Source organism: Sulfuricaulis limicola (genome assembly GCF_002355735.1).
GTDB classification, from domain to species: domain Bacteria; phylum Pseudomonadota; class Gammaproteobacteria; order Acidiferrobacterales; family Sulfurifustaceae; genus Sulfuricaulis; species Sulfuricaulis limicola.
In genome coordinates this window covers 913,953-937,889 of record NZ_AP014879.1, presented here as the reverse complement: position 1 = coordinate 937,889, position 23,937 = coordinate 913,953, and the positions used below count along the sequence as shown (strand labels likewise).

Annotated in this window: 21 protein-coding genes, 1 tRNA gene and 1 pseudogene; 8 read left to right on the top strand and 15 right to left on the bottom strand. The window is 59.1% G+C overall.

Features of this window, described 5'->3' with window-relative positions:
- Positions 1-19 precede the first annotated feature (19 nt).
- The 5 genes and pseudogenes from SCL_RS04610 to SCL_RS04590 form a co-directional block, all read right to left on the bottom strand.
- Positions 20-328: a DUF3240 family protein gene (locus tag SCL_RS04610; protein ID WP_096360136.1), complete on the bottom strand. Its 309-nt coding sequence runs from the start codon at positions 326-328 to the stop codon at positions 20-22.
- Positions 325-3,423: an efflux RND transporter permease subunit gene (locus SCL_RS04605; protein ID WP_096360135.1), complete on the bottom strand. Its 3,099-nt coding sequence runs from the start codon at positions 3,421-3,423 to the stop codon at positions 325-327. Before SCL_RS04605 ends, SCL_RS04610 begins: the two co-directional genes overlap by 4 nt.
- On the bottom strand, positions 3,420-4,628 hold the full coding sequence (locus SCL_RS04600) for a TolC family protein (RefSeq protein ID WP_172425926.1): 1,209 nt from the start codon (positions 4,626-4,628) through the stop codon (positions 3,420-3,422). Before SCL_RS04600 ends, SCL_RS04605 begins: the two co-directional genes overlap by 4 nt.
- Before the next feature lie 236 nt (positions 4,629-4,864).
- Positions 4,865-5,191, bottom strand: coding sequence for a hypothetical protein (locus tag SCL_RS04595; RefSeq protein ID WP_096360133.1), 327 nt, complete (start codon positions 5,189-5,191; stop codon positions 4,865-4,867).
- A 206-nt stretch (positions 5,192-5,397) separates the two neighbouring features.
- A pseudogene (locus SCL_RS04590) lies at positions 5,398-5,715 on the bottom strand (DUF2461 family protein); the annotation flags it as partial.
- A gap of 254 nt (positions 5,716-5,969) precedes the next feature.
- On the opposite strand from SCL_RS04590, the gene SCL_RS14235 reads away from it, so the two are divergent.
- Positions 5,970-6,146, top strand: a complete 177-nt coding sequence (locus SCL_RS14235; protein ID WP_172425925.1) for a site-specific integrase — start codon at positions 5,970-5,972, stop codon at positions 6,144-6,146.
- A 66-nt stretch (positions 6,147-6,212) separates the two neighbouring features.
- Here the strand turns inward: SCL_RS14235 and SCL_RS04580 are convergent.
- A tRNA-Thr gene (locus tag SCL_RS04580) sits at positions 6,213-6,288 on the bottom strand.
- A 78-nt stretch (positions 6,289-6,366) separates the two neighbouring features.
- A complete protein-coding gene (locus SCL_RS04575) occupies positions 6,367-6,783 on the bottom strand; it encodes a Fur family transcriptional regulator (RefSeq protein WP_096360130.1) in 417 nt (138 codons plus the stop codon).
- A gap of 328 nt (positions 6,784-7,111) precedes the next feature.
- Here SCL_RS04575 and SCL_RS04570 point away from each other — a divergent pair, with 328 nt between their 5' ends.
- From SCL_RS04570 to SCL_RS14475, 6 genes are all read left to right on the top strand, one after another.
- Positions 7,112-7,786, top strand: coding sequence for a GspH/FimT family pseudopilin (locus tag SCL_RS04570; protein ID WP_148664982.1), 675 nt, complete (start codon positions 7,112-7,114; stop codon positions 7,784-7,786).
- Between the two features lie 10 nt (positions 7,787-7,796).
- Positions 7,797-8,279, top strand: a complete 483-nt coding sequence (gene pilV / locus SCL_RS04565; protein WP_096360128.1) for a type IV pilus modification protein PilV — start codon at positions 7,797-7,799, stop codon at positions 8,277-8,279.
- Positions 8,276-9,382, top strand: coding sequence for a PilW family protein (locus tag SCL_RS04560; RefSeq protein ID WP_172425924.1), 1,107 nt, complete (start codon positions 8,276-8,278; stop codon positions 9,380-9,382). The genes pilV and SCL_RS04560 overlap by 4 nt, the downstream gene beginning before the upstream one ends.
- Complete coding sequence (locus SCL_RS04555) at positions 9,382-9,891, top strand: pilus assembly PilX family protein (protein WP_096360126.1); 510 nt, start codon at positions 9,382-9,384, stop codon at positions 9,889-9,891. The genes SCL_RS04560 and SCL_RS04555 overlap by 1 nt, the downstream gene beginning before the upstream one ends.
- 29 nt (positions 9,892-9,920) lie before the next feature.
- Complete coding sequence (locus SCL_RS04550; protein ID WP_096360125.1) at positions 9,921-13,781, top strand: pilus assembly protein; 3,861 nt, start codon at positions 9,921-9,923, stop codon at positions 13,779-13,781.
- 86 nt (positions 13,782-13,867) lie between these two features.
- Positions 13,868-14,416 carry a type IV pilin protein gene (locus SCL_RS14475; RefSeq protein ID WP_096360124.1) on the top strand — a complete coding sequence of 183 codons (549 nt, stop codon included), beginning with the start codon at positions 13,868-13,870 and terminating at the stop codon, positions 14,414-14,416.
- Between the two features lie 55 nt (positions 14,417-14,471).
- Here the strand turns inward: SCL_RS14475 and ispH are convergent, their stop codons facing one another.
- The 7 genes from ispH to murJ form a co-directional block, all read right to left on the bottom strand.
- Positions 14,472-15,398: a 4-hydroxy-3-methylbut-2-enyl diphosphate reductase gene (gene ispH / locus SCL_RS04540; RefSeq protein ID WP_096360123.1), complete on the bottom strand. Its 927-nt coding sequence runs from the start codon at positions 15,396-15,398 to the stop codon at positions 14,472-14,474.
- Between the two features lie 187 nt (positions 15,399-15,585).
- On the bottom strand, positions 15,586-15,822 hold the full coding sequence (locus SCL_RS04535) for a hypothetical protein (protein WP_096360122.1): 237 nt from the start codon (positions 15,820-15,822) through the stop codon (positions 15,586-15,588).
- A gap of 126 nt (positions 15,823-15,948) precedes the next feature.
- A complete protein-coding gene (gene lspA, locus SCL_RS04530; RefSeq protein WP_096360121.1) occupies positions 15,949-16,431 on the bottom strand; it encodes a signal peptidase II in 483 nt (160 codons plus the stop codon).
- The gene (ileS, locus tag SCL_RS04525; RefSeq protein WP_096361839.1) at positions 16,431-19,250 is read right to left on the bottom strand and encodes an isoleucine--tRNA ligase; all 2,820 of its coding nucleotides are present in this window, start codon (positions 19,248-19,250) and stop codon (positions 16,431-16,433) included. Before ileS ends, lspA begins: the two co-directional genes overlap by 1 nt.
- 21 nt (positions 19,251-19,271) lie before the next feature.
- Positions 19,272-20,243 carry a bifunctional riboflavin kinase/FAD synthetase gene (gene ribF, locus SCL_RS04520; protein ID WP_096360120.1) on the bottom strand — a complete coding sequence of 324 codons (972 nt, stop codon included), beginning with the start codon at positions 20,241-20,243 and terminating at the stop codon, positions 19,272-19,274.
- A gap of 83 nt (positions 20,244-20,326) precedes the next feature.
- Complete coding sequence (locus tag SCL_RS04515) at positions 20,327-20,743, bottom strand: DUF2203 domain-containing protein (protein WP_096360119.1); 417 nt, start codon at positions 20,741-20,743, stop codon at positions 20,327-20,329.
- Positions 20,736-22,310: a murein biosynthesis integral membrane protein MurJ gene (murJ, locus tag SCL_RS04510; RefSeq protein ID WP_096360118.1), complete on the bottom strand. Its 1,575-nt coding sequence runs from the start codon at positions 22,308-22,310 to the stop codon at positions 20,736-20,738. The genes SCL_RS04515 and murJ overlap by 8 nt, the downstream gene beginning before the upstream one ends.
- A 174-nt stretch (positions 22,311-22,484) precedes the next feature.
- On the opposite strand from murJ, the gene rpsT reads away from it, so the two are divergent.
- Positions 22,485-22,748 carry a 30S ribosomal protein S20 gene (gene rpsT / locus SCL_RS04505; RefSeq protein WP_096360117.1) on the top strand — a complete coding sequence of 88 codons (264 nt, stop codon included), beginning with the start codon at positions 22,485-22,487 and terminating at the stop codon, positions 22,746-22,748.
- Between the two features lie 59 nt (positions 22,749-22,807).
- Here the strand turns inward: rpsT and proB are convergent, their stop codons facing one another.
- Positions 22,808-23,923 carry a glutamate 5-kinase gene (gene proB / locus SCL_RS04500; RefSeq protein WP_096361838.1) on the bottom strand — a complete coding sequence of 372 codons (1,116 nt, stop codon included), beginning with the start codon at positions 23,921-23,923 and terminating at the stop codon, positions 22,808-22,810.
- Between the last annotated feature and the right edge of the window lie 14 nt (positions 23,924-23,937).

Sequence of the window (23,937 nt, the reverse complement as noted above, 5' to 3'; positions counted from 1 at the left end):
TATGGCTACATTGGTGAGGTTACAAGCGCCCGTGCCGTTCCACTTTGGTCACCCAATAAAGGCAGCGCCCCGTCATGCCGCAGTGGCTTCGCTCCAGCGCCGCCAGCACGCCATCCACATCTTGTTCCTCCAGCACGATATCCACGCGCACGTGCGGCGTATAGCCGACCACGAGGTCACGCGCGGATAGCGCCGGATCACGGCTGTCCTGGGCGCCGTGGCCCTCCACACGCGTAAACGTGAATCCCGTCACCTGGTCCATGCCGCGCAGGACGTCGGCCAGCGCCTGTTCGACGTCGGCGTGCACGATCAGCGTCAGTTTCTTCATGGCGATTCTCCTTTGGCCCGTTTCAACCTGCGCTCGGCGCGGCCTTCCAGCCAGGCATAGAGCGTCGGCAGCAGTACGAGCGTCAACAGTGTCGAGGTGAAGAGGCCGCCGATCACCACTACTGCGAGCGGCCGTTGCAGCTCCGAACCCGGGCCGGTGGCAAGTAGCATCGGCACGAGCCCCAAGCTCGCGATGAGCGCGGTCATGAGCACGGGGCGCAATCGTCGTTCCGCGCCCTCCTGCACCGCCTGCAGCACCGTGTGCCCGGCCTCGCGCAGCTGGTTGAAATACGCCACCATCACCACGCCGTTCAGCACCGCCACGCCGAACAGCGTGATGAAGCCTACCGAGGCTGGCACCGAGAGATACAGCCCCGAGGCGAACAAGCTCACAACGCCGCCGATCAGGGCGAACGGGATATTAAGTATGATGAGCCCCGCCTGGCGCACCGAGCGGAACGTGGAAAACAGCATGAAGAAGATGAGCGCGATCGCCACCGGCACCACCACGCCCAGGCGCGCGGCGGCGCGCTGCTGGTTCTCGAACTGGCCGCCATAGTCGATGTAGTAGCCCTGTGGCAGTTGCACCTCGCGCTCGATCGCCGCCTTGAGGTCTTCGACGAAGCTCACCACGTCGCGCCCCTCGACGTTGGTGCGCGTCGCCACGTAACGCCGCGCCAGCTCGCGCTGGATCAACACCGGCCCATCGACTTCGGTGATCTTCGCGACCATGCCGAGCGGCACCATGGCGCCGCCCACGGTCTTGATGAGCAACCGCTCGATGTCGGCGGGCGAGGTACGCGCCGGCTCGGGGTAGCGCAGCAGCACGCCGAAGCGGCGGTTGCCTTCGATCACCTCTGTCACGACCCTGCCGCCGACAGCGGTTTCCACGACGTCGTTCACGTCCTCGTTATTGAGACCGTAGCGCGCGAGCTGCTCCGATTTGATATCCACCGTGAGATAGCCCTGGCCGGAGAGGCGCGCGCGGAACACGTCGCTCGCCCCGGGCGTGCGCTGGACGATCTCCTCGATCTGCCCGGCCTTCTCCTCCAGCACCGCGAAGTCGTCGCCGAACAGCTTGATGGCCACGTCGGCGCGCACGCCGGAGAGCATCTCCGAGACGCGCATGTCGATCGGCTGGCTGAAGCCATGCTCGACTTCGTCTTTCGCGAAGGGCTCGAGTTTTGCGCGCAGCTTTTCGTGCAGCGTCTCCAGCCCGTAGCCCCATTCCTCGCGTGGCTTGGTCCGCAGGAAGCAGTCGGTCTGGTAGAAGCCCATCGGGTCGAGGCGCAGCTCGTCCGCGCCGCTGCGGCAGATCATGCCGGTGACCTCCGGGATTTCCAGGACCGCCTTCTGGACCGGCGCATCCAGGGCGAGCGAGGCCTCGAGCGAGATGTCCGAGGCTTTTTCCAGGTTGACCACGGTCTGGCCCTCGTCCATCACCGGCATGAACTCCTTGCCGATGAAGGGGAACAGGGCCGTGGCGAAAACGAGCGCGATCAGCGCGCCGCCGACCGCGGTCTTGCGATGGGCCAGCGCCCAGCGCATCGCCGGCAGGTAGACGCGCTTGATGGCCGCCAGCACGCGATCCTCCTTGTGCGACCCGCCTTCGCGCATGAGAAAACTCGCGAGCACCGGGATCACGGTCAGAGAGAGCAGCAGCGAGCCCAGCAGCGCGAACACGATGGTGAGCGCGAGCGGCGCGAACAGCCGCCCCTCGAGGCCGGTCAGCGAGAACAGCGGCAAGAACACGATGGCGATGATGAGAATGCCGGACAGCACCGGGGTGGCGACCTCGGTCACGGCGCGGAACACCAGATGCAGCCGGCTCACGCCCTTGGGCGCGCGGGCGAGTTGGGTGTGGATGTTCTCCACCACCACAACCGCCGCGTCCACCAGGATGCCGATGGCGATGGCGAGCCCCCCGAGCGACATGAGATTGGCCGTCACGCCGAAGGCATTCATCATGATGAAGGTGAACAGCACCGACAGCGGCAGGATCAACGCCACGGTCAGCGCCGCGCGCAGGTTGCCGAGCAGCACGATCAGCACCAGGACCACGAGCAACACCGCCTCGCCAAGCGCCTTCTCCACCGTGAGCACGGCGGCGTTGATGAGATCGGCGCGGTCGTAGAACGGCTCGATGGTCACGCCCTTGGGGAGCGTCGGCGCCAGGCGGGCGAGCTCCTGTTTGACAGCCTCGACCACCGTGCGGCTGTTGGCGCCGACGCGCAGCAGCACCAGTCCCGTGACGACGTCGCCCTGGCCGTCGGCGGTCACCCCGCCGTAGCGCACCAACGATCCCTCGCGCACGCTGGCCACGTCGTTGACGCGCACCGGCGTGCCGCTGCGCGTGACCACGGTGATGCGTCGGATGTCGTCGGCGTCGCGCAACTGTCCCAGCGTTCGCACCAGCAGCATGCTGTTCTCGCGGTTGATGCGGTCGCCGCCGGCGTTGCGGTTGTTACGCTCGATGGCATGCTTGAGATCGTCGATGGAGAGACCCTGCGCCGCGAGCCGGCGTGGGTCGGGCTGCACCTCGAAGGCGCGCACGAAGCCGCCGAGCGAATTGACGTCGGCCACCCCGTTCACGGCGCGCAGCCGCAGGCGGATCACCCAGTCCTGGAGCGTGCGCAGCTCGCTGTGGCTGTAGCCCTCGCCCTGGACGCGGTACATGAAGATGTCGCTCAGGGGCGTGGAGATCGGCGCGAGCACGACCTCGGCACCCGCGGGCAGCGCCTCGCGCGCCTGGGTCAGGCGCTCGCTCACCTGCTGGCGCGCCCAGTAGATGTCAGTGCCGTCCTCGAAGTCGATGACGATGTTGCTCAAGGCGTACTTGGTGGTCGAGCGCAGGATCTTCTGGTTCGGGATGCCCTGCATCTCCATCTCGATGGGGAAGGTGATGCGCGATTCGACCTCGGTGGGTGCCAGCCCCGGGGCCTTCACGATCACCTGCACCTGCGGCGGCGAAATGTCGGGGAAGGCGTCGATCGGCAGGGCCTTGAAGGCCCACAATCCGCCGGCGGTGAGCCCTACGGCGAACAACAGCGCCATCAGTCGCTGGATCAGCGAAAACCGGATCAGCGCGGTAATCATGGCCGCCCCTCCCCGCTCAACAGCGACTGCCCGGCGGCCAGCCGCAACCCGGCCTGCGCCGCCTGAGCTCGCGCCAGCAGTTCCACGTAACGCGTTTGGGCGTCGAAATAGCTGTTGGCGGCGTCGATGAGCGCGAGCACGCTCGCCTCGCCCGCGGCGAAGCTTCGGCGCGCCAGGTCGTTCAAGCGCTGCGCCGGTTCGAGCAGGCTGACGCGCAGGCGCTGCACCTGCACCAGCGCGCGCGTGAGTTCGGTGTACGCCTGGTCCAGGCGCACGCGCGCCTCGCGTGCGGTGATTTCATAGTCCGTGCGCGCACCCAGAGCCTCGGCCCTGGCCTTGTCCACAATACCGGGATTGGTGTTCCACAGCGGTACCTGCACGCTCAAGCCCACGCCGGTGACGTCGCGCCGGGCGCCGGCGAGAATGTCGCGCTCGCGAAACAGGTTCAACGCCGGATCGGCGAAGCGCTGCGACTGCGCCGCCGCGATGTTGGCCTCGGCGGCTTCGTATTCCTTGCGCGCGGCGGCGAGCGCGGGATGGTTGTCGAGATTGCGCGCCAGCGTTTCGAGCGCGGCTGGCGTGGGCGGTTCCCCGAACGGCGTTGTCTCGGCCGCGGCATCCGCCGGCAGCGCGAGCCGCGCGCGAAACGCGATCAGCGCCTGCTCGCGCTCGCGTTCGGCGGCGATGACGGCCTGGTTCGTCTCCTCGCGCAGGATGGCCAGACGCGCACGCTCCAGCGGCGCGAGATAACGCACCAGCCGGTCGCGCGCGCCCTTGGCGCCGCCAGGATAGCCTTCGGTCTCCTTCAGCCGCGCCTGCGCGACATCGAGCCTGGCCTGCGCCAGTTGCAGATCATGAAACGCCTGCGCGGTCGCGCGCTCCAGCTCCAGCCGCCGCAGGCGGCGGTTCTCTTCGGCACCGGCGAGCCGCGATTCAGCCACCGCGCGCTCACGCGCTACGCGCCGCAGCGGCAACGGCTGGGAAAGCGCCAGTTGCGTGAAGTCCGTGCCGCCGCGGCCGTCCTCCTGGCCGAGCCTGTCATCGGCGCGCAGATCGATCGTGGGATTGGGCCAGGAACCCACTTGTGTCAGCTCACCTTGGAGCGCCTGTGCATCGGCTTCGGCGGCGCGCATTTCGGGGGCGATTTCCAGGGCGCGCTGGATGGCGGACTCCAGGCTCCAGATATCGTCTTGCGCCAGAGTCACAAGCGGCACAAACATTAACAACAGGCCCGCGGGCAGCAGCCGGCAAGCCTTGGTCATAACTGATTTATGAAAAAAAGTTCCCGGCTTTTTGGAAAATAGCTTCTGATCCGGCCTCAAGCTCGGGCGCAACGTCAAAAAAAATGCATGGAAATCCATGACAACTCCTCGCACTCAACCGATTTATTCCGGATGACAGCCGCGCGGCAATGGCCGCGGCGGATGACCGGGTTCAATACTCAGGCGGCGAAGGAGTTACGGGGAGGACGGAAAAGTGGATTTAAGGAAGGTTTGGGAGAAACGGTCGCGGAACGGTCCTGCCACGCACGGTCGGCGTAGAAAACGGCGAACGGGGTGCTCGCGACATAACCGAGCAGATGCGACCCCATATGACCGCAATGGCCGCAAAGATCATTGAAGTTGCCGGACGACGATCCGTTGTCGTGGCCCTGAGCGGCGCCGGCCGAATCGAACACGAGGTCCTGCCCGCAATTGTCGCTGTCCCACGCCGTGGCAACCGACGTGAACAAAACGAACAGGAGCAGGATTCTGGCAATCCATTTCATGGTGGACGACCATAGCCTAGCATTGACAAGGTTGTCAAACCGGCAAGCGATGGAAAGCCCGTCTTCCCGAAATTCTCAATCTGCGTCGGCGCGCTTGTTCTTTCCCGAGGGCGCGTGGCTCACCCAGTTTGGCGAAAATAGAACTACCGCCGGATCGAACTGTGCGTGCGGTACTACTTTTGAGAAGGCGCGGGCTTCCGAACAATTCAGTGGACCCGTGCGATTGCGCGCGTAACCTTCACGAAGCAGCTGCGCCGCGCCGTAGCGTCTTGCACAGTTTCTGGTCCCGACTTGTAAAACCGAGCCTTATCGACACTGTCGCCGAGTACCTTGGCCGCTCGCCTGTTTGCCACCGCATGGCGATACGCCGCAAGCGTCGCGTTGTCGAACTCCTTCACGCCAACGCCCAGCCGCAGACTTGTCGTATCAAACTCGACGTAGAAGAGCGGCCCGGTGCATTTCGAGGACGTCATAGTGTCGCCGTCCCGGAAACGGATACCGACATAAGTCTTGTAGGGGCTCTTAGCACCAGAAAATCACGTGTCCCGGTGGATGCGGAACAGTGAATCCCCGATTTGCGGCTCCGATCTCACAGGCGGATTTACAGAATTGGCCACGCTAAACAGCAGAGGCCAGTTAACATCTATACTCGCTGATTGAACTGGCTCCTGAGTGAATGATTCTTGGAAAAAGAATTTGGTCAATCTGCTCGAAACCTCGAGACTATCGCGGGGGCCACTACACGCTCGATGGTTTCTCGACCGCTTGGCAAAAGCTGATGGCCAAGGCAATCAAGGACAAGGTCCTCGAACAGAGCTTTACCTTCCATGACCTGCGCGCGAAGGCGGGAAGCGAGCTGGAAAACGCGCAGGATCTACTGGGGCACGATGACCCACGCACAACGAAACGCGTTTGTCAGTTGCTTCGGCGCGTGAACCCCGTCGCTTTCCGATAACTGTCCAATAATTGTCCAACAAATATTAGACAGCGCCAAATAAAAACGCGCGTAAGTCATTGATTATGGTGCCGGTGAGGTGAATCGAACACCTGACCTACTGATTACGAATCAGTTGCTCTACCAACTGAGCTACACCGGCCTGGGTTATTTTGAAACGGGCCGAAGTATAAGCGGTTCTTCCGGCTGAACCAACCGCGGCACTGCCGGCAAGGCAGAATTACTTGGCGGGACGCAAACGCACGATAACATCCACCCCTTCGAGCCGGGCACCCGGCGGCAACGGCGGCAAACTGCTGACCTGTATTTGATCTGCGCTGATGTCCGTCAGCTCGCCGGTGGCGACATCGAAAAAATGGTGGTGCGGCTGTGTGTTCGGGTCGTAGAAAATCCGCGTGGGATCGGCAATCACTTCCCGGACCACGCCTTTCTCTGCCAGTAGGCCGAGCGTGTTGTAAACCGTGGCTTTGGAAACGTGACGATTGTCCGCGTTGACCAGACGGAACACATCCTCTGCCGACAGATGGGTACACTTTTCGAACAGCAGGCGCGCGATAATCACCCTTTGCGTTGTAGGGTATATATCATGGTTACGCAGAAGTGAAACTATTTCCGCTTCTGATTCAGGATGTGACATTGCATTCATTTAGAACAATTATAAATAACGATATAAGCGAAGTCTAATTTTTACCAATCCTCAATGACGTGCCAGATTGCATATAAAAATCATAAAAATATGCCGGTTATGTTCATGAAAATATAAAAATATATATACCGCTCATCTGTCTTTTGTGACCATTCGTCAATACTCAGTAAATACCGATCTGACAGCAATGTGAAGGAATCAGACAATTTGATGACAATTTGCGGCAATTGCGGATAGCTGATGCGCGATTAGACTTAAGTCCTTGAGGCATTCTAAATTTCAGTTTATCCGGGTTTTTCAGGCACTATTTGAACTGATCATGCGTAACGAAATTCACAAGCCAGGACGCGCCATTCAGAAGGTACATCCTTTTATCTGCCTGAATATGCCGTTCGTCTGCTCAAAGAAATCGGCGATAAGTCCTTTCATCAGCTGGAATATACCTTTTGTCAGAAACCGTGGTTTAACGATGGTTGAATTGATCATTGTCTTAACGGTTGCAGGGATTTTAGCGGCCTTGGCGGGTCCCAGCATGCAAAAGTTTGTCTCCAGCAACCGCCTGACCACACAAGTCAACGATTTACTGGCCGATATAAGTCTTGCAAGAAGTGAGGCCATAAAAAGAAATGTAAACGCGGGTATCTGTGCGTCTACGTCAGGCACTGGATGCACCGTTAGTGGCAACTGGGCCAGCGGCTGGCTGGTTTATTACGTCTGTCCGACAGGGGATCCCTCTGGCTGCACCGCAGGCAACAACGTCGTAATGAAAGCCCATGAGGCGCTAACCGGAAACAACACTTTATCGGGAACGCGTACCGATACCGGCACCAACACAACATCTTCCATCGATACGATGACATTCAGCAAAAGCGGCGCCTTTTCTTCGCAGACATACACCTACAAATTTACAGTTTGCGATCCAAAACGGAATCAAACCCGCATGATCGACATTACAGTCGTCGGCCAAACATCCGTTTCCAGCGGTACTTGCTGAGAGCCATTTCATGATACCAGAGAAAAAAACTGGCATCGCCTCGCAAAACCAGGGCTTCTCCCTGGTCGAGGTGCTGGTTGCCCTGCTTATTTTGTCCATCGGATTGCTCGGCCTGGCGGCGCTGCAAACAACTTCCCTGCAATACAACACCGGCTCGTACCACCGCACCCAGGCTACTTACCTGGCCTACGACATCATCGACCGTATGCGCGCCAATAGCGCAGCGGTTGCGGATTCGGACGGAAATGGCTACGACCAGCCAGCTTCGGCCAACGTAACAGCCGGCACCAATTGCGACACTACTGACTGCACGAGTGCCCAGTTGGCTCTCTACGATGTCAAAAGATGGTACGACAGAATTGTTGCGACGCTCCCCGATGCCGTGGCCAGACCGCCAACTATTCAGATAAGCACCACGAAAAAGGTAACAGTTACCATCCGTTGGATGGAGAGCGATCTGCAAAAATTGCAAACATGGGAAGTGCAGTTATGAAATCAGTCGCTCACAATACAGAAAAAATGCGCGGCTTCAGTCTGGTGGAACTGATGGTGGCCCTCACTATCGGTCTGATCATCCTGTCTGCCGTGTCCATGCTGTTCGTTGGCAGCAAGAAAACCTATACGACGCAGGACAGTCTGGCCAGGCTGCAGGAAAACGCGCGTTTCGCCATGCAATTTATCATCAAGGACCTGCGGATGGCGGGTTACTATGGCTGTATCGATGAAATCAGCCCCGATGCCATCAACTCGACATTAAACGGGAGTTCGGATTTTTTCTACAATGCACAAATTCCGATTGAAGGCCTGAACAACGCCACAGGCACCTGGTATCCATCGGGCGAGACAACCCTGCCAACAAATATCAAGGCAGGCACCGATGCCATTGCCATCCGCAAGGCCGATGCCAACAGCAATCTTTATCTTGACCAGGAAATGCCGAATACATCGGCCGTCCTCAAAACCAACAAAACTGATCCTGTTACCGGGGCCGCTATCACGATTACCGATCTTTTGAGTGTCGGCGAAATCATCATGGTCTCGGACTGCGCCAGTGCTGACATCATGCAAATTACTCAATTAAATACCACTGATCCGCATCTTGTGCATAACAGCGGCAGCAGCCCTCTTCCCGGCAACTCCACGCAAAAACTGAGCAAGTCCTACAGTCCTTCCGGCAATGGCACCAGGATCATGAAATTCACAACGGTGCAGTATTACATCGCCACGGGAGCCAGCGGAAACCCGGCGCTCTTCCGGAAAGAACTGAACAAAACACCTGTTGAACTGGTTGACGGTATCGAGAACCTGCAGATTCTGTATGGCAAGGACACTGACAGCGACAGGCTCCCCAACAGATACCTCAAGGCTGGTGATGCCGGTTTGCAATCGGCGACAGACTGGGGCTCGGTCGTCAGCGCTCGTATTGGCATCCTCGCCAGAACGCTCAGCGACAAGGAAACCGGAAAACCGAAAGAAACCGATCTCGATACTTTCAATTATGACGTTGATGGGGATGGCACCAATGAACTCAGCAATCCGGGCGACCACTACAAACGCCGCGTGTTCCAGGCCGTGGTCCATTTGAGAAATCTCTGATGAACATGCCCTGCATTAATTCCGAAAGCGGTTCTGCGCACGGATTGGCAAAAAAATATCTCGCGCCGGTCGCGGGTCGTTATGAGCGCGGCACCGCGCTTATCATGAGCCTGGTGATCCTGATGATTCTCACCATTCTTGGCGTCACGGCCATGAGCACGGCCTCGCTGGAAGAAAAGATGTCAGGCAACACGCAGGAAACCAACAAGGCGTTTGAAGCGGCAGAATCGGGGCTGAACGACGCCATGAACGCCAGTGGCGGGCTTGACCTTAATACCAGCAGCTCATCCCCCAAGACTCTGTCACCGTTCAGCTATGACAGCGGCAAAAGCGGCAGCGCGACAGTGAGCACCTGGTTCGTGCAGTTCACCGCGCCGAAACGCGGTTCCGGCTATGGCAGCAACTTCGAGGCTGCCAATTTTGAACAGGCCAGTACGGGCACAACCACGGTGGGCGCCAAAGCGGTGGTTCACCAGGGCGTGGCCCAGATTGTGCCCAAATCCAATTAGGCAATTCAGGCAACAGGCAGGTACGTGACATGACCACACATCGCAAACACTTTAATCACCTTTTCTGCGTTCTGTTAAGCGGCGCGCTGGTCGCACTGTCTGGGATTCTGCCCGCCAGCGCCAAGGACACGGATGTGTATCTCATGGCGCCTACGGTGGCGCGCGACGATTCCCCGAACGTCCTGCTCATTATCGACAATTCGATAAGCATGGACGCGATCATCACATCGGCGCCCGCGTACAATTCTTCCGTCGACTACTGCAGCGCCACCGCTGTCGATGCCATTGTCAGCGGCGCCAGCAGCGGAATACCGAGCAGCTGCGCCACCTACAGCGGTCGCGTTTACTGGTCGTTCAACAGCAGCGCGCCAGCGCTGACCTCCAACAGCTGGTTTGCGGCGACCAAAAACCACTGCGAACAATCCAAAACAAGCCTGAATGGATCCTCCGGGCAATATGGCAACAATAGAGTCGCGGGTTTGATTACCTCGGGAACAAGTTACAACTGGGCCAGCATCAGGAACAAAACCGACAGTGATATTACCTTCATTGACTGTCAGCCTGACGGCAGTAACTCGGACGGTTATCCCAAAAAGAATCCCGTCGCCGCCAACACGGTTGCTGGCGCTTACACCAATGGCGGCACAAGCCAACGGTTCGATTGGACGACGTTCAATACGGACCATCGCCCAACGCTCTACAGCGCCAATTATCTGGCCTACGCCAGTAACGCGATGTTGCAACAGGACATCACCCGCCTCGATGTGGCCAAAGCCACGTTAAAGGATCTCATTGATTCCAATCCCGGTATCCGGTTCGGTTTGATGGCGTTCAACAATAACAATAACACTCCGCATGGTGGTCGAGTCTTGATGCGGGTCGACACCATGGACGATGCGCGCCGCACAACCATGAAAAACATCATCGATAGCCTGGGGCCTGATACCACCACACCCCTGGCAGAGACCATGTGGGAAGCCTATCGCTATTACGCCGGCCTCACGGCGACCTATGGTAATCCTTCGTCAAGCATGACGCCAAACCAGGATTCCTGTGCGCAGAACGTCACGAGCAGCTATTGCAACGACGGAAAACTCTACCGTGCCACCAACGGCCAGTACAGCAACAGCAGCGGAGCTATCCTGTCCGGAGGCACTACCGATACAACCTATAACGACGGCACCTATATCTCTCCATTCAAATACGGTTGCCAAACGGGCTATATCATTTACGTCACGGACGGTGACCCGACGAATGACGAAGCCGCCGATACGACTATCGATGCCTTGTCGGGTATCGGAACCCCGACCATTGTGGATTACTATGCGGGCACCGGCTTCGCCTCGGCCAACCACAAGAGCAGATTGTCCGTTCTGGCAGAATGGATGTCCAAAAACGACGTTTACAGCGGTCTGCCGCTGGACCAGAAGATCACCACTTTTACCATCGGTTTTGGCACCGGCATTTCGGTCCCAGGCAAGGCCCTGCTGCAAGAAACGGCCACGAAGAGCGGCGGAAAATACAGTGACGCAGTGGATGCTTCCTCGCTTTCAAGCGCGCTCAAGGGGGCGCTGGCGGAAGTCTGGAATGAAACTACTTCCTTCGTTGCGCCCAGCTTGTCCATCAATGCTTTCAACAAACTGTACAACCGCGACGATGTCTATTTCGCCCTGTTTCAACCCACCAGCACGGTCCGTTGGGATGGCAATCTCAAAAAACTCAAATTGTGCAACGGCAAAGAAACGCCGGCGTGCACCTTCGGCGAAGTGATTGACAAAGACAATATTGCCGCGATCAACACATCAACCAGCAAAATCAAGGACACGTCCATAAGCTACTGGGGAACAACCGCGGATGGCTCGGATGTCAACAAGGGCGGCGCGGGCGCAAAAATCACGCAGAACAGTGAAGTGCCGCGCGCGCTGTATACCTATACCGGCTCATACGCCAGCGCGTCCATGCCGGCAACTCCGGTGGCGATCGAGGCTGCAACCACGCTCGGCGGCTCGTCCACCAATACCATTCGTAATGCCGCTGTCGCCAACCCCGCCATTCTGGGTCTGCCCTCCACGGCGACAGCCACGGAAGTTGACAAATTAATTAACTGGATGCGCGGGCAGGATGCCTATGACAAGGATAACGACGGCAATACGACGGAAACCCGTTCGTGGAACTTTGCCGACCCGCTGCACAGCCGGCCCGTAGCTTTCACCTATGGCGCCGTAACTACCCTCGGGGTCGTGGACAAGAACAATCCCATTATCAAAATCTTCATCAGCACCAACGATGGCACAGTGCGCATCATCAATGACGATGACGGGACGGAAGAATGGGCATTCATCCCCAATGAGCTGTTGAGCCAACAGTACGCCCTGTCGCAGAACGCGGATGGCGGCCACATATATGGCCTGGACGATTCGCCCACCTTCATGGTCACTGACGTGAATAACGACGGCATCATTGATTATGCCGCCGGGGACAGGGTGTATATGTATATCGGCATGCGCCGTGGCGGACGCAACCTCTATGCCTTCGATGTATCGCCGACATCGCCCACTAAACTGACCAGCCACAGCGACACGGTCACGCCCAAACTGTTGTGGGTCATACAGGGTGGCACGGGAGACTTCGCCAAGCTGGGGCAAACCTGGTCGCGACCCAAGGTGGTGCGTATTCGCGCCAAGTGCACGGGCAGCGTCTGCGATGACAGCAATCCGGCGACGGACGACAGCGAGTCCAGAATGGTGCTCATTTTCGGCGGAGGCTATGACACCATTCAGGACAACAGCCTGCCTGCGGGGCCTGACAGCATGGGCAACGCGATCTACATCGTGGATCCTTTCACGGGAAGTCGCATATGGTGGGCCAGCAGCGCCGCCGGCGCCAATCTGGTATTGTCCGACATGCAATACAGCATCCCGTCAGAGATAACCACGATTGATACCAACGGCGATAAATCCGTTGACCGCCTGTACGTGGGCGACGTCAGCGGCCAGGTCTGGCGCATCGACCTGGGAGATCAGATCGGCGCCGCCAGTAATGACGGATCCAAGGGCTTTGTGTTTGCCGATGTCACCTGTTCCCGAAACGCCAGCAATGTGCGGGATTGCAGCGCCGTAACCAAACAAAATTGGCGCAAGTTCTTCTATCCGCCGGATGTGGCAATGGTCAAGGATGCGGCTTATTCGACCGATACCAATTACGATCTCGTGGCCATTGGCTCGGGCGATCGTGAAGATCCGCTGGATTTGCTTACGTCAAATAGCAGTCCGGTTGCGGAAGCGGTGCATAACCGGATCTACGCCTTCCGGGATTACGACTACAAGACGGGTGCGCCGGCTTCGATGCTGCTGACAACACCGACGACGCCCTTCGCGATTACACACAGCGTCATGTATGACGCCACCTCAAACAACCTGGGCACCATGACAGGGGCGACACTGCAAACTGAAATCAATACTAATGTCAAAAACAGCAAAGGTTGGTTCTTTGACCTCAAGGAACTCAGCGCTGTTGCGCTGAACAATGGCCTCACGACCCAATGGGTGGGCGAGAAAGTGCTCGCAAAGCCGGTCATCTTCGACGGCGTGCTCTTCTTTACCACCTTTATACCGGCCAATGTCAGCACGGCGCAGAATACCTGCCAAGCCAATGAGGGCGAAGGTCGTTATTATGAAGTCAATTATCTGACCGGCAGCCCGGTATATAACCTGGCTGGCGATAGCACGCTCGATCGGTACGCCTTTGCCGGAGGCGGTATCCCGTCCGAAGTAATCATCGTGATTCGCGATGGTGGCGTTACCGGCCTTGTGGGTACCAGCGGTGGCGCGAAACAGGTAGATCCAGGCAGCGGATCAAACCGCTACAAGACTTTCTGGTGGGATGAATAGTCTAAAATAGGATCTGATACATCCACCGTCTCCTCCTGTCCGGAGGAGACGGCTTTTTTTAGAAGCTGCTTCAGGGAGCACACTGCATGAAACGCGCAAGGTTATACGGCTTTACCCTTATCGAGCTGATGATCGTCGTGGTCATCATCGGCATCCTCGCCGCCATTGCCTATCCGAGTTACACCAAATACACGATCCAAACCCGGCGCTCCGATGCGCAGATCGCGCTAACCCAGGCCGCTGCTTTGCAGGAGAAATTCAATTCAGACTGCAGCCATTATGCGCAGGTTTTGTATGGCGCAAAAACCGCCCGCGCCTGCGCCACCAACGCGAATTTCGACGATGGCAAGCTGTCCATGAATGACAGCGCCTCCACAACCATACTTTCGCCGGGACAACATTATGTCATCGCGCTGGTGGCCCCTACCGCCAGCTCGGGTACTTGTCCCATCACACGATGCTTTACGCTCCAGGCTACTCCGGCGACAAAAGCTCAAGGTGGTACCGGGCTGCAGATCGGTGACGGAAAATTCAGAATCACGTCCACCGGTCAAAAATCCTGGGATAAAGGAAATACAAATACCCCGAATGACAGCACCCATGGAAATTATGCCTACAAGTGGACAGATAAATAGCAATTCTGGCCTGAATGCCATCAATTCATAAAAACTGGCAGTCAAAGAAGCGCCGTTAACCAGTCCGTAATGTCTTTGGGATGGGGAAAGAAATATGCTCTGCCTTGCCTCGCTGTTCCTCGACAACATCAGCGCCCCATTCGCGTAACTGCATAACTACCTGCTGCACCAGCTCTTCCGGCGCTGATGCGCCGGCCGTCAATCCCACCTTCCGGGCGCCGTCCAGCCATTCGCGGCGAATGTCCTGCGGTCCGTCAATCATGTAACCACGCACCCCCTGCCCTTCCGCCACTTCGCGCAGACGGTTGGAATTGGAGCTGTTGCGCGAACCGACCACCAGCATTACATCGACCGACTTCGCCAGAACCTTCACCGCGTCCTGACGGTTTTGCGTGGCATAACAGATGTCATCTTTCTTCGGGCCTCTGATGTCCGGAAAACGGGCGCGCAGGGCATCAACGATCCTCGTCGTATCGTCCATGGAAAGAGTAGTCTGTGTCGCGTACGCCAGATTGGCCGCGTCCCTGACTTGCAGTCGGGCAACATCTCCGACGGATTCGACAAGATAAATCCCGCTATCGGCCTGCCCCATCGTGCCTTCCACTTCCGGGTGACCGGCATGGCCGATAAGGATGCATTCCGTTCCATTGCTCCGATGACGCGCTACCTCCAGGTGCACCTTGGTCACCAGTGGACAGGTGGCGTCGAAGATCCGCAATCCCCGTCGGGCAGCTTCCTCGCGCACCGCGCGTGAGACGCCATGTGCACTGAAAATCACTGTCGCTCCCGCCGGCACCTGATCCAGATCATCGACAAATACGGCGCCTTTTGAGCGCAGATCGTCCACGACGAAACGATTGTGTACGACCTCGTGACGCACATAGATTGGCGCGCCGAACATTTCGAGTGCTCGCTCAACGATCTCTATGGCGCGATCGACGCCTGCGCAAAATCCGCGGGGATTGGCGAGATAGACTTGCATGATTCAAATAATACCCTTATTTTTCCGAATAATCAGACAAAACGATGATTTCAGCAGGGCATGGTACGGTACGGAGTAATATATACAGAAGAGCCGATTGTTTCAGGTCTCGGAAACAACAACGGGTTTTAGTGTCGGAAAAAAGAACGCCCGGGGATGCCGGGCGTCTGGGCACGAAACAGCAGGGTCACTTCTTCTTCGGTGCCTCAACCTGACTCTTGTGAGTTTCCCTGCATTTCAGCATGCAGGCTTCATCGTATGCTTGCTTGTCGTTCTTGCCCCTGCAACTTTCATAACACATCTTGACCGGATCAGCCTTTATATCTTTCCCGGCTGTCGGCTTATCCGCCGCACCGGCAAGCGGAACGGTCAGCAATAAACTGATTCCGGTCATCAATAACCAGGATTTCACACAAATGCGCATTTCAATAACTCCTTGATATGGGTGGGTTTGCGAGCAGGCGGCTCATCCAGTCAATTTACTGGGTTAATATCAGAGGTGAATTAAGTTTAGCGCGAAAAATACCTTTTGCTACCAATGCACATAACCTCATTTGGCAGAAATATGACGCTTTCCTGAGTTTGATCCTAATGCATCCAGCAAAAGCATGCCGGCACCAATCGTGATCGCTGAATCGGCAATATTGAATGCCGGCCAGTGCCAGGTACCGTAGTAGACATCAATGAAATCAATCACATATCCATGAATCAGGCGATCGACAAGATTGCCCAGCGCGCCGCCGAGCACCAGCATGAGCCCGGCAGCAAGCAACCTGTCCTGCGTACTCAGGCGCCGGCCCATCCACAGGATGAAAACGCATGCGGCCATGGCGACGACAATGAAAAAAATATTCTGCCAGCCACCCGCGCTGCTCAGAAAACCAAACGCCGCACCGGTGTTATGGACCAGCACAAAGCTCAGGAAAGGCGCGAGATGAATCTCGCCATGTCGCGCCAGGTAATCAGCGGCGAGGTATTTCGTCAGCTGATCGAAAACCAGCACAACAACGGCAATCCAGGCAAACCGTCGCATCAGGCGTAACTCCGTGTCTCGCCCGGGCCAACAACATTCTGCACGCAGCGCCCGCAGATCTGCGGATGATCCTTGTTCACACCGACATCCTCGCGGTGATGCCAGCAGCGAATGCATTTGGAAAAGACCGAAGGCGCGACCCTTACCGCCAGCCCCCTGATCTCCGTCTCGACCGCATCCGCGGTCTTCTCCGACAGCGGATGTACCCGCGCGTAGGAGGTGATAAAAACAAAACGCAATTCATCGCCCAGACGTTGCAAGCGCTGCTGCCAGGAGGCATCGCAATAAATATCGACTTCCGCATCGAGACCGGAGCCGATGCCGCCGGCCACGCGCAGCTTTTCCAGTTCCTTCGCCACAGCCTGACGCACGGCAATGACATCGTTCCAGAAACCACGATCGACGGCGCCATCGGGCAGTGCCGGCAGCGTGTGCCACTGTTCCAGGAAGACGGACTCGCCGCGTTTGCCGGGCATGTAACGCCAGATTTCCTCGGCCGTGAATGACAGTATTGGCGCCAGCCAGCGTGCCAGCGCTTCCACAATATGGAACATCGCCGTCTGGCCCGAACGCCGCCCGCGGCTGTTGGCGGGCATGGTGTACATCCGGTCCTTGAGAATGTCGAGATAGAAGCCGCCCATGTCGACCACGCAGAACTGATGCAGTTTTTGATAAATCACATGGAACTGGAACTGCTCGTAGGCCTCGAGCACCTCCTTCTGCAGTTCATGCGCCCGCGCGAGCGCCCATTGATCGAGCGCCAACATGTCCTTCACCGGTAACGCCGCCGAAGCGTCAAAACCGGAAAGACTGGCCAGAAAATAACGCGTGGTATTACGGATGCGCCGGTAGGAATCGGCCATGCGCGTGAGGATCTCGTCGGAAATGCTCATCTCGGCGCGATACTCGGTGGCCGCCACCCACAGTCGCAGGATGTCCGCGCCCATGACCTTGATCACCTTCTGCGGCACGATCACGTTGCCGAGCGACTTGGACATCTTGCGGCCCTTGGCGTCCACCGTGAACCCGTGCGTCAGGACGCTGCGGTACGGCGCCTCCCCGCGCATCGCCACCGACGTCAGCAGCGACGACTGGAACCAGCCGCGGTGCTGGTCCGAACCTTCGAGGTACAAATCGGCGGGAAACGGCAATTCCGACCGGCGCTGCAGCACGCAGCTGTGCGTCACGCCGGAATCGAACCAGACATCGAGGGTGTCGCTGACCTTGTCATACTGATCGGCTTCCGCGCCGAGCAGATCCTGCGGTTTCAGTTCGAACCAGGCATCGATGCCCTGCTTTTCCACACGCCGGGCGACATCCTCGATCAACCGATCGGTATCCGGATGCGCCTCGCCCGTCTGCCGGTGCACGAACAGCGGGATCGGCACGCCCCAGGCGCGCTGACGCGAAATGCACCAGTCCGGGCGGTTTTCGATCATGCCCTGGATGCGCGCCTGACCCCAATCCGGAATCCACCTGACGTTCGCGATGGCGCGCAGGGCCGGATCACGCAGCCGCTCCATGCTGATGAACCACTGGGAGGTAGCGCGGAAAATGAGAGGAGTCTTGTGACGCCAGCAATGAGGATAGCTGTGATTCAACCCCTCTACATGCAGCAATGCACCACGCGTCTTGAGCACCTCGACGACATGCTCGTTGGCCTTAAACACATGCTCGCCGGCAAACAGTTCGGTGCCGGGCAGGAACTTTCCATCCTCGCCTACTGGATTGTCCACCGCGAGTCCGTAGCGCGCGCCGACCACGTAGTCCTCCAGGCCATGCCCAGGTGCCGTGTGCACGGCGCCGGTGCCGTCATCCGTTGTCACATGCTCACCGAGTATGATTGGCACCTCACGCGAGTAGAACGGATGCTTGAGCTTTGCTCCTTCAAGATCCTTGCCACGGCAATTGGCCACAACACGGTACTGATCTTCAATGCCATATCGCGCCATAACATCTTTCACCAGAGGCTCGGCAATCAACAAACGCTCGTGGCCACTCTGGAGGCCATCGCATTGCAATAGCACATACTCCAAATCCGGGTGCAGTGCCACCGCCTGGTTGGCGGGCAGCGTCCACGGTGTCGTAGTCCAGATCACGACACTGATCGGGCCCTCGCCCGCGTGTCCCGCGACATGTTCGCAGCGCGCCAGGAATGCCGCCGGATCCACCACGGCGAAACGCACGTCGATGGCGAGCGACGACTTTACCATGTACTCAACCTCGGCCTCGGCCAGCGCCGAACCGCAGTCGCTGCACCAGTGCACCGGCTTGTGGCCGCGCACCACATGACCGTTGGCGATGATGCGTCCGAGCGCGCGGATAATGTCGGCTTCGACGGAGAAATCCATCGTGAGATAGGGCCGGCTCCAGTCGCCAATCACGCCGAGACGAATGAAATCCTCGCGCTGCCGGTCCACCTGCACGCGCGCATACTCGCGGCAGGCCTGGCGGAATTTCGCCGGCTCGACCTGAACGCCGGCCTTGCCAATTTTTTTCTCGACGGCATGTTCGATCGGCAGGCCGTGACAATCCCAGCCCGGCACGTAGGGCGCGTCGAACCCGCTCAGGGTTCGGGCCTTGACGATGATATCCTTGAGAATCTTGTTGACCGCGTGACCGATGTGGATGTCGCCATTGGCATAGGGCGGACCGTCATGCAGGACGTATTTTTGCCGGTCGCGTCCCGCGGCGCGCAACTTGCCGTACAGATCGATCTCCTGCCAATGCCTGAGCACCTCCGGCTCGCGCGCCGCCAGGTTGGCCTTCATGGGAAAATCCGTCTGTGGCAGATTCAGCGTTTTTTTATAGTCGTTCACCACGTACCCTCTTGAAAATACTCATGCGGTCTTTTCCCGGCGCGCGCCGGCACTGCGCGCGGGATGGTAGTCCCGGAAAAACGCCCGCACATCCGCGACATCCTTTTCAATCCAGCGGCGCAGTTCGTCCAGCGACTCGAAGCGCTTCTCGTCGCGGAACTTGCGCAGAAAATTGACGTGCACGTAGGCGCCGTAGATGTCGTCGCTGAAATCCAGCAGGTGCACTTCCAGCAGCGTGCGCGTCCCGCCGACCGTGGGACGCGTGCCGATGTTGGCCGCGCCGGCGATCGGCTCGTTATTCAGGCCGAACACCTCGACCGCGAAAATGCCCTTGATCGGCGTAACTTTGCGATGCAGGTAGATGTTGGCGGTCGGAAACCCGAGGGTACGGCCGAGCTTGTCGCCATGCGCCACCCGCCCGCACATGCGATAGGGGCGTCCCAGCAGCTTTTCCGCCAGCGCCAGGTCGCCGTCCGTCAGGGCCGCGCGGATGCGCGTGCTCGAAACCCGCGTGTCGTCGATCGTCACGGTATGCATGTTCACGACCTGGAAACCGTGTTTCCGGCCGGCTTCCGCGAGCATGGCAAAATCCCCGCGCCGCTGCCGGCCGAAACGGAAATCATCGCCAACGACGAGATAGCGCACCTGCAGGCCGTCCACCAGCAGGCGCTGGATGAACTGTTCGGGCTCCAGAGCGGCGAATTCGACGTCGAAGTGCAGGCACAGCACGCGATCCACCGAGTAACGGCGCAGCGCCTGCAGCTTCTCGCGCAGGCGCGTCAGACGCGGGACCGCCGCTTGCGGCTGGAAAAACTCCTGCGGCTGCGGCTCGAACAGGATCACCTGGGTGGGCAGACCGAGTTCCTGGCCTTTTTCCGCCAGCTGGCCGATCACCGCCTGGTGACCGAGATGCACGCCGTCGAAATTTCCGATCGTGGCGACACACCCGCGATGCTGCGGCTTGAGGTTGTGCCACCCGCGTATGAACTCCATGGGACCGCTCAGATTTATGTCCGGGAAAACCGGGAAGGTTACCGTCTCGCGCACGCGAGAACAAGCGAGAAACAGCGGAGAATCTACAGATGCGCCCAGTCCGGGTCGAGTTCTTCGATGATGTCCTGCAGCGGACGGCGTCCGCCGAAACCTTCGTGATAACCGTGGTAATGGCCGATGCGCAGTTCCGGAAATTTCCAGCACAAATAGCCGTCACCGGTGTCGAAATCCGCCAGCCACAGCCCCTTGACCACCAGCCCGAGCCGCTCCATCTTGCCCATCCAGCGCCGCACGATCGCCTCGTACTGTTTTTCCACCTTGCGCACCTGGGGGTTGCTCGGAACCATGGCCTCGAGCGTGCGGCGCACCGGTTCCAGCTCGCGGTAGGCCTCCTCGGTGATTTTCCACATCAGCGGGAACAACTCTTCGGCCTCCGACAGCGTGAACACGCGCGGATTGTTGCAGGCAGAAATCTGGTATATCTGGGCGGCGCTAGTCATCGAATTTTGCCCCTTCCCCCTTTCTGAGCAGTAACTGTGCCAATCGTACTCCGAAAGCGGTTACGGTCAATAAATACACCACGGCGCCGGTAACTACCCATATTGACAAGCGGGTTGCCCGCTCCGGCGCCGAGGCCTGCAACCACGAATCGAGATTGCCTGCGCCCCAGACCAGCACCAGGCCCATCACGGCACTGGCCAGACTGACACGCACGAGAAACACAAACCATCCCGGAGAAGGACGATACACATCGTGCCGGCGCAGCATGAAGAAAAGTATGCCGGCGTTCACAAATGCCGCCAGCGAAATCGCCAGCGCCAAACCGGTGTGTTTCAACGGAATCACCAGCAACAGGCTCAGCAGGATATTGATCACCAGCGAAATCACCCCGATTCGCATGGGTGTTTTGGTGTCCTGCCGCGCATAGAATCCCGGCGCCAGCACCTTGATCAGGATAAATCCCAGCAACCCGAAAGAAAATGCCATAAGCGCGTTGGCGCTCATGTGCACATCATGCACCGTGAACTTGCCGAAATAAAAAAATGTCGCCAGCAACGGCCCGGAAAGAATCACCAGCGCCACCGAGGCCGGCACGGCAACCAGGAACACCCAGCGCAGTCCCCAGTCGAGCAGATGCGAAAAATCCTCGCGCGAATTGCTGGCATGTCGCCGGGCCAGGCTGGGAAGGATCACCGTCGCCAGCGCGATGCCGAACACGCCCAGCGGGAATTCCATCAAGCGGTCGGAATAATACAGCCACGAGACGCTGCCGGTGACCAGAAACGACGCCAGCAGCGTGTTCACCAGCATGTTGATCTGCGCCACCGACACGCCGAAGATCGCGGGCAACATCAGCTTGAAGACGCGCGCCACGCCATGATGCCGCTCGCGCAGACGCAAGCGCGGGCGCGGCAGCATTTTGATGCCGCGCAGGAACGGAATCTGGAACAGCAACTGCACCACGCCGGCGATGAATACGCCCCAGGCCAGCGCCAGCACCGGCTCGTCCAGGCGCGGTGCCAGCCACACCGCCGCGCCGATGAGCGAGAGATTCAGCAACACCGGCGTGAAGGCGGCGGCGCCGAAACGGCCATATGTATTAAGTATGCCCGCCGCCATGGCGACCAGCGAGATGAAGAAAATATATGGGAAGGTGATGCGCAGCATCTGCACCGTCAGGCCGTATTTCTGCGGTTCATCGAGGAACCCGGGCGCGAGGGCCATCACCAGCAGCGGGGCGGCGATCACGCCGGCGAGCGTGACGACAAAGAGTATGGCGCCAAGTATGCCGGCCATGTGGTCGATGAAGGCCCTGGTCTCGTCGGCCGAATACTTGGTCTTGAACTCGGCAAACACCGGGACGAAACTCTGGGAAAAGGCGCCCTCGCCGAAAATACGGCGCAGAAAATTGGGGATGCGGAAGGCGACGTAGAAGGCGTCGGCCGCCACGCCGGTGCCGGCACCGATGAGACTGGCAAAAAAGATGTCGCGGATCAGGCCGGTGATCCGCGACAGCAGGGTCATGCCACCGGTGACGGCCGTGGATTTAAGGAGCTTGCGGCTCACGTATACACTTTAAGGGCATGGCTCCATCGAGCCGCGATAATACAGGATGTCACCGGGCCACCCCAACCGCCGTTGCCCCCTGCATAACGCCGGATAACCCGCCGGCGGGATTGACAAATACGCCCAAAATCAGCATAGTTGCCGCCCTTTCGAGGCATTCCCAGGAGAATTGTTTTGGCCAACACCGCACAGGCAAAGAAACGCGCGCGTCAAGCCGAGGCGCATCGCGCCCGCAACGCCGGTCAGCGCACCGAGCTGCGCACCCAGATCAAGAAGGTCCGCACCGCCGTCGCCTCCAAGGACAAATCCGCCGCGCAGCAGGCTTTCCGCGAAGCCGCTTCCGTCATCGACCGTCTGGTTGGAAAAGGACTGGTCCACAAGAACGCCGCGGCGCGCTACAAGAGCGGGCTCAACCAGCAGCTGCGTACGCTCGCGTGACTTTTCAGCCTTCATAATAAAAAAGGCCGGCGTTGCCGGCCTTTTTTTTGGGTGTCGCATTACAACACGACCATGTTATCCCGGTGTATGAGCTCGGGCTCGTCGATGTAACCAAGGATGGATTCGATCTTGTCGCTCGCCTTGCCGATGATGCGCCCCGCTTCTTCCGAGCTGTAATTCACCAGTCCGCGGGCCACTTCACGGCCTTCGGGGTCGAGACAGGAAACGATTTCACCGCGGGTGAATGCGCCCTCGATGGCCTTTACGCCCACCGGCAACAAACTCTTGCCGCCGTCGCGGATGACCTTGACCGCGCCGGCATCGAGCCGGAGTTTGCCCGTGGCGCGCAACTGTCCTGCCAGCCACTGTTTGCGCGCCGCCACCCGTCCCTGCGCCGCCTGCAGATGAGTACCGACCGGCTCACCGTCCAGCACGCGCGTGATCACGTTCGCTTCCCGCCCCGGGGCGATCACCGTCGAGGCACCCGAGCGCGCCGCCTTCTCCGCCGCCAGCAGTTTTGAGCGCATGCCGCCACGACCGAGCGCGCCGGAACCGCCGGCCATGGAGAGCAACTGGGGATCACCGGCCCTGCCTTCGGCCAGCAGTTTCGCGTCCGGGTCCTGGCGCGGATCGCGCTCGTACAGACCGCGCTGGTCGGTGAGGATCAGCAGCAGATCCGCCTCGATGAGATTGGCCACCAGCGCCGCCAGCGTGTCGTTGTCGCCAAAACGTATCTCCTCGGTGGCGACGGTGTCATTTTCATTGATGACGGGAATCACGCCGAAACCCAGCAGGGTGCGCAGCGTGGTGCGGCTGTTGAGATAACGGCGGCGATCGGTCAGGTCATCGTGGGTCAGCAGCACCTGGGCGGTGTGCAGGCCGTGGCGCTGAAACGCGGATTCATAAACCTGGACCAGGTTCATCTGTCCGACCGCCGCCATCGCCTGCAGTTCATGCAGCGCGCTCGGGCGCGTGCTGCGGCCGAGGCGCTGCATGCCGGCGGCCACGGCACCGGAGCTGACCAGCACCAGCTCCAGGCCACGGCCGCGCAACTGCGCGATTTGCGCCGCCCAGTCGTGAATGCCGTCGCTGTTCAGGCCCTGACCGTCGCGCGTCAGCAACGCACTGCCGATTTTTACCACGATGCGGCGCTTGCTTTTGAGCGGGTCGCGCAGGTCAATGCTCATGT

Bases quoted from the DNA above. Each gene is read 5' to 3' on its own strand.
- SCL_RS04610 (WP_096360136.1), bottom strand. From the start codon at position 328: ATGAAGAAACTGACGCTGATCGTGCACGCCGACGTCGAACAGGCGCTG.
- SCL_RS04605 (WP_096360135.1), bottom strand. From the start codon at position 3,423: ATGATTACCGCGCTGATCCGGTTTTCGCTGATCCAGCGACTGATGGCG.
- SCL_RS04595 (WP_096360133.1), bottom strand. From the start codon at position 5,191: ATGAAATGGATTGCCAGAATCCTGCTCCTGTTCGTTTTGTTCACGTCG.
- SCL_RS14235 (WP_172425925.1), top strand. From the start codon at position 5,970: ATGGCCAAGGCAATCAAGGACAAGGTCCTCGAACAGAGCTTTACCTTC.
- SCL_RS04575 (WP_096360130.1), bottom strand. From the start codon at position 6,783: ATGTCACATCCTGAATCAGAAGCGGAAATAGTTTCACTTCTGCGTAAC.
- SCL_RS04570 (WP_148664982.1), top strand. From the start codon at position 7,112: ATGCGTAACGAAATTCACAAGCCAGGACGCGCCATTCAGAAGGTACAT.
- pilV (WP_096360128.1), top strand. From the start codon at position 7,797: ATGATACCAGAGAAAAAAACTGGCATCGCCTCGCAAAACCAGGGCTTC.
- SCL_RS04560 (WP_172425924.1), top strand. From the start codon at position 8,276: ATGAAATCAGTCGCTCACAATACAGAAAAAATGCGCGGCTTCAGTCTG.
- SCL_RS04555 (WP_096360126.1), top strand. From the start codon at position 9,382: ATGAACATGCCCTGCATTAATTCCGAAAGCGGTTCTGCGCACGGATTG.
- SCL_RS04550 (WP_096360125.1), top strand. From the start codon at position 9,921: ATGACCACACATCGCAAACACTTTAATCACCTTTTCTGCGTTCTGTTA.
- SCL_RS14475 (WP_096360124.1), top strand. From the start codon at position 13,868: ATGAAACGCGCAAGGTTATACGGCTTTACCCTTATCGAGCTGATGATC.
- ispH (WP_096360123.1), bottom strand. From the start codon at position 15,398: ATGCAAGTCTATCTCGCCAATCCCCGCGGATTTTGCGCAGGCGTCGAT.
- SCL_RS04535 (WP_096360122.1), bottom strand. From the start codon at position 15,822: ATGCGCATTTGTGTGAAATCCTGGTTATTGATGACCGGAATCAGTTTA.
- lspA (WP_096360121.1), bottom strand. From the start codon at position 16,431: ATGCGACGGTTTGCCTGGATTGCCGTTGTTGTGCTGGTTTTCGATCAG.
- ribF (WP_096360120.1), bottom strand. From the start codon at position 20,243: ATGGAGTTCATACGCGGGTGGCACAACCTCAAGCCGCAGCATCGCGGG.
- SCL_RS04515 (WP_096360119.1), bottom strand. From the start codon at position 20,743: ATGACTAGCGCCGCCCAGATATACCAGATTTCTGCCTGCAACAATCCG.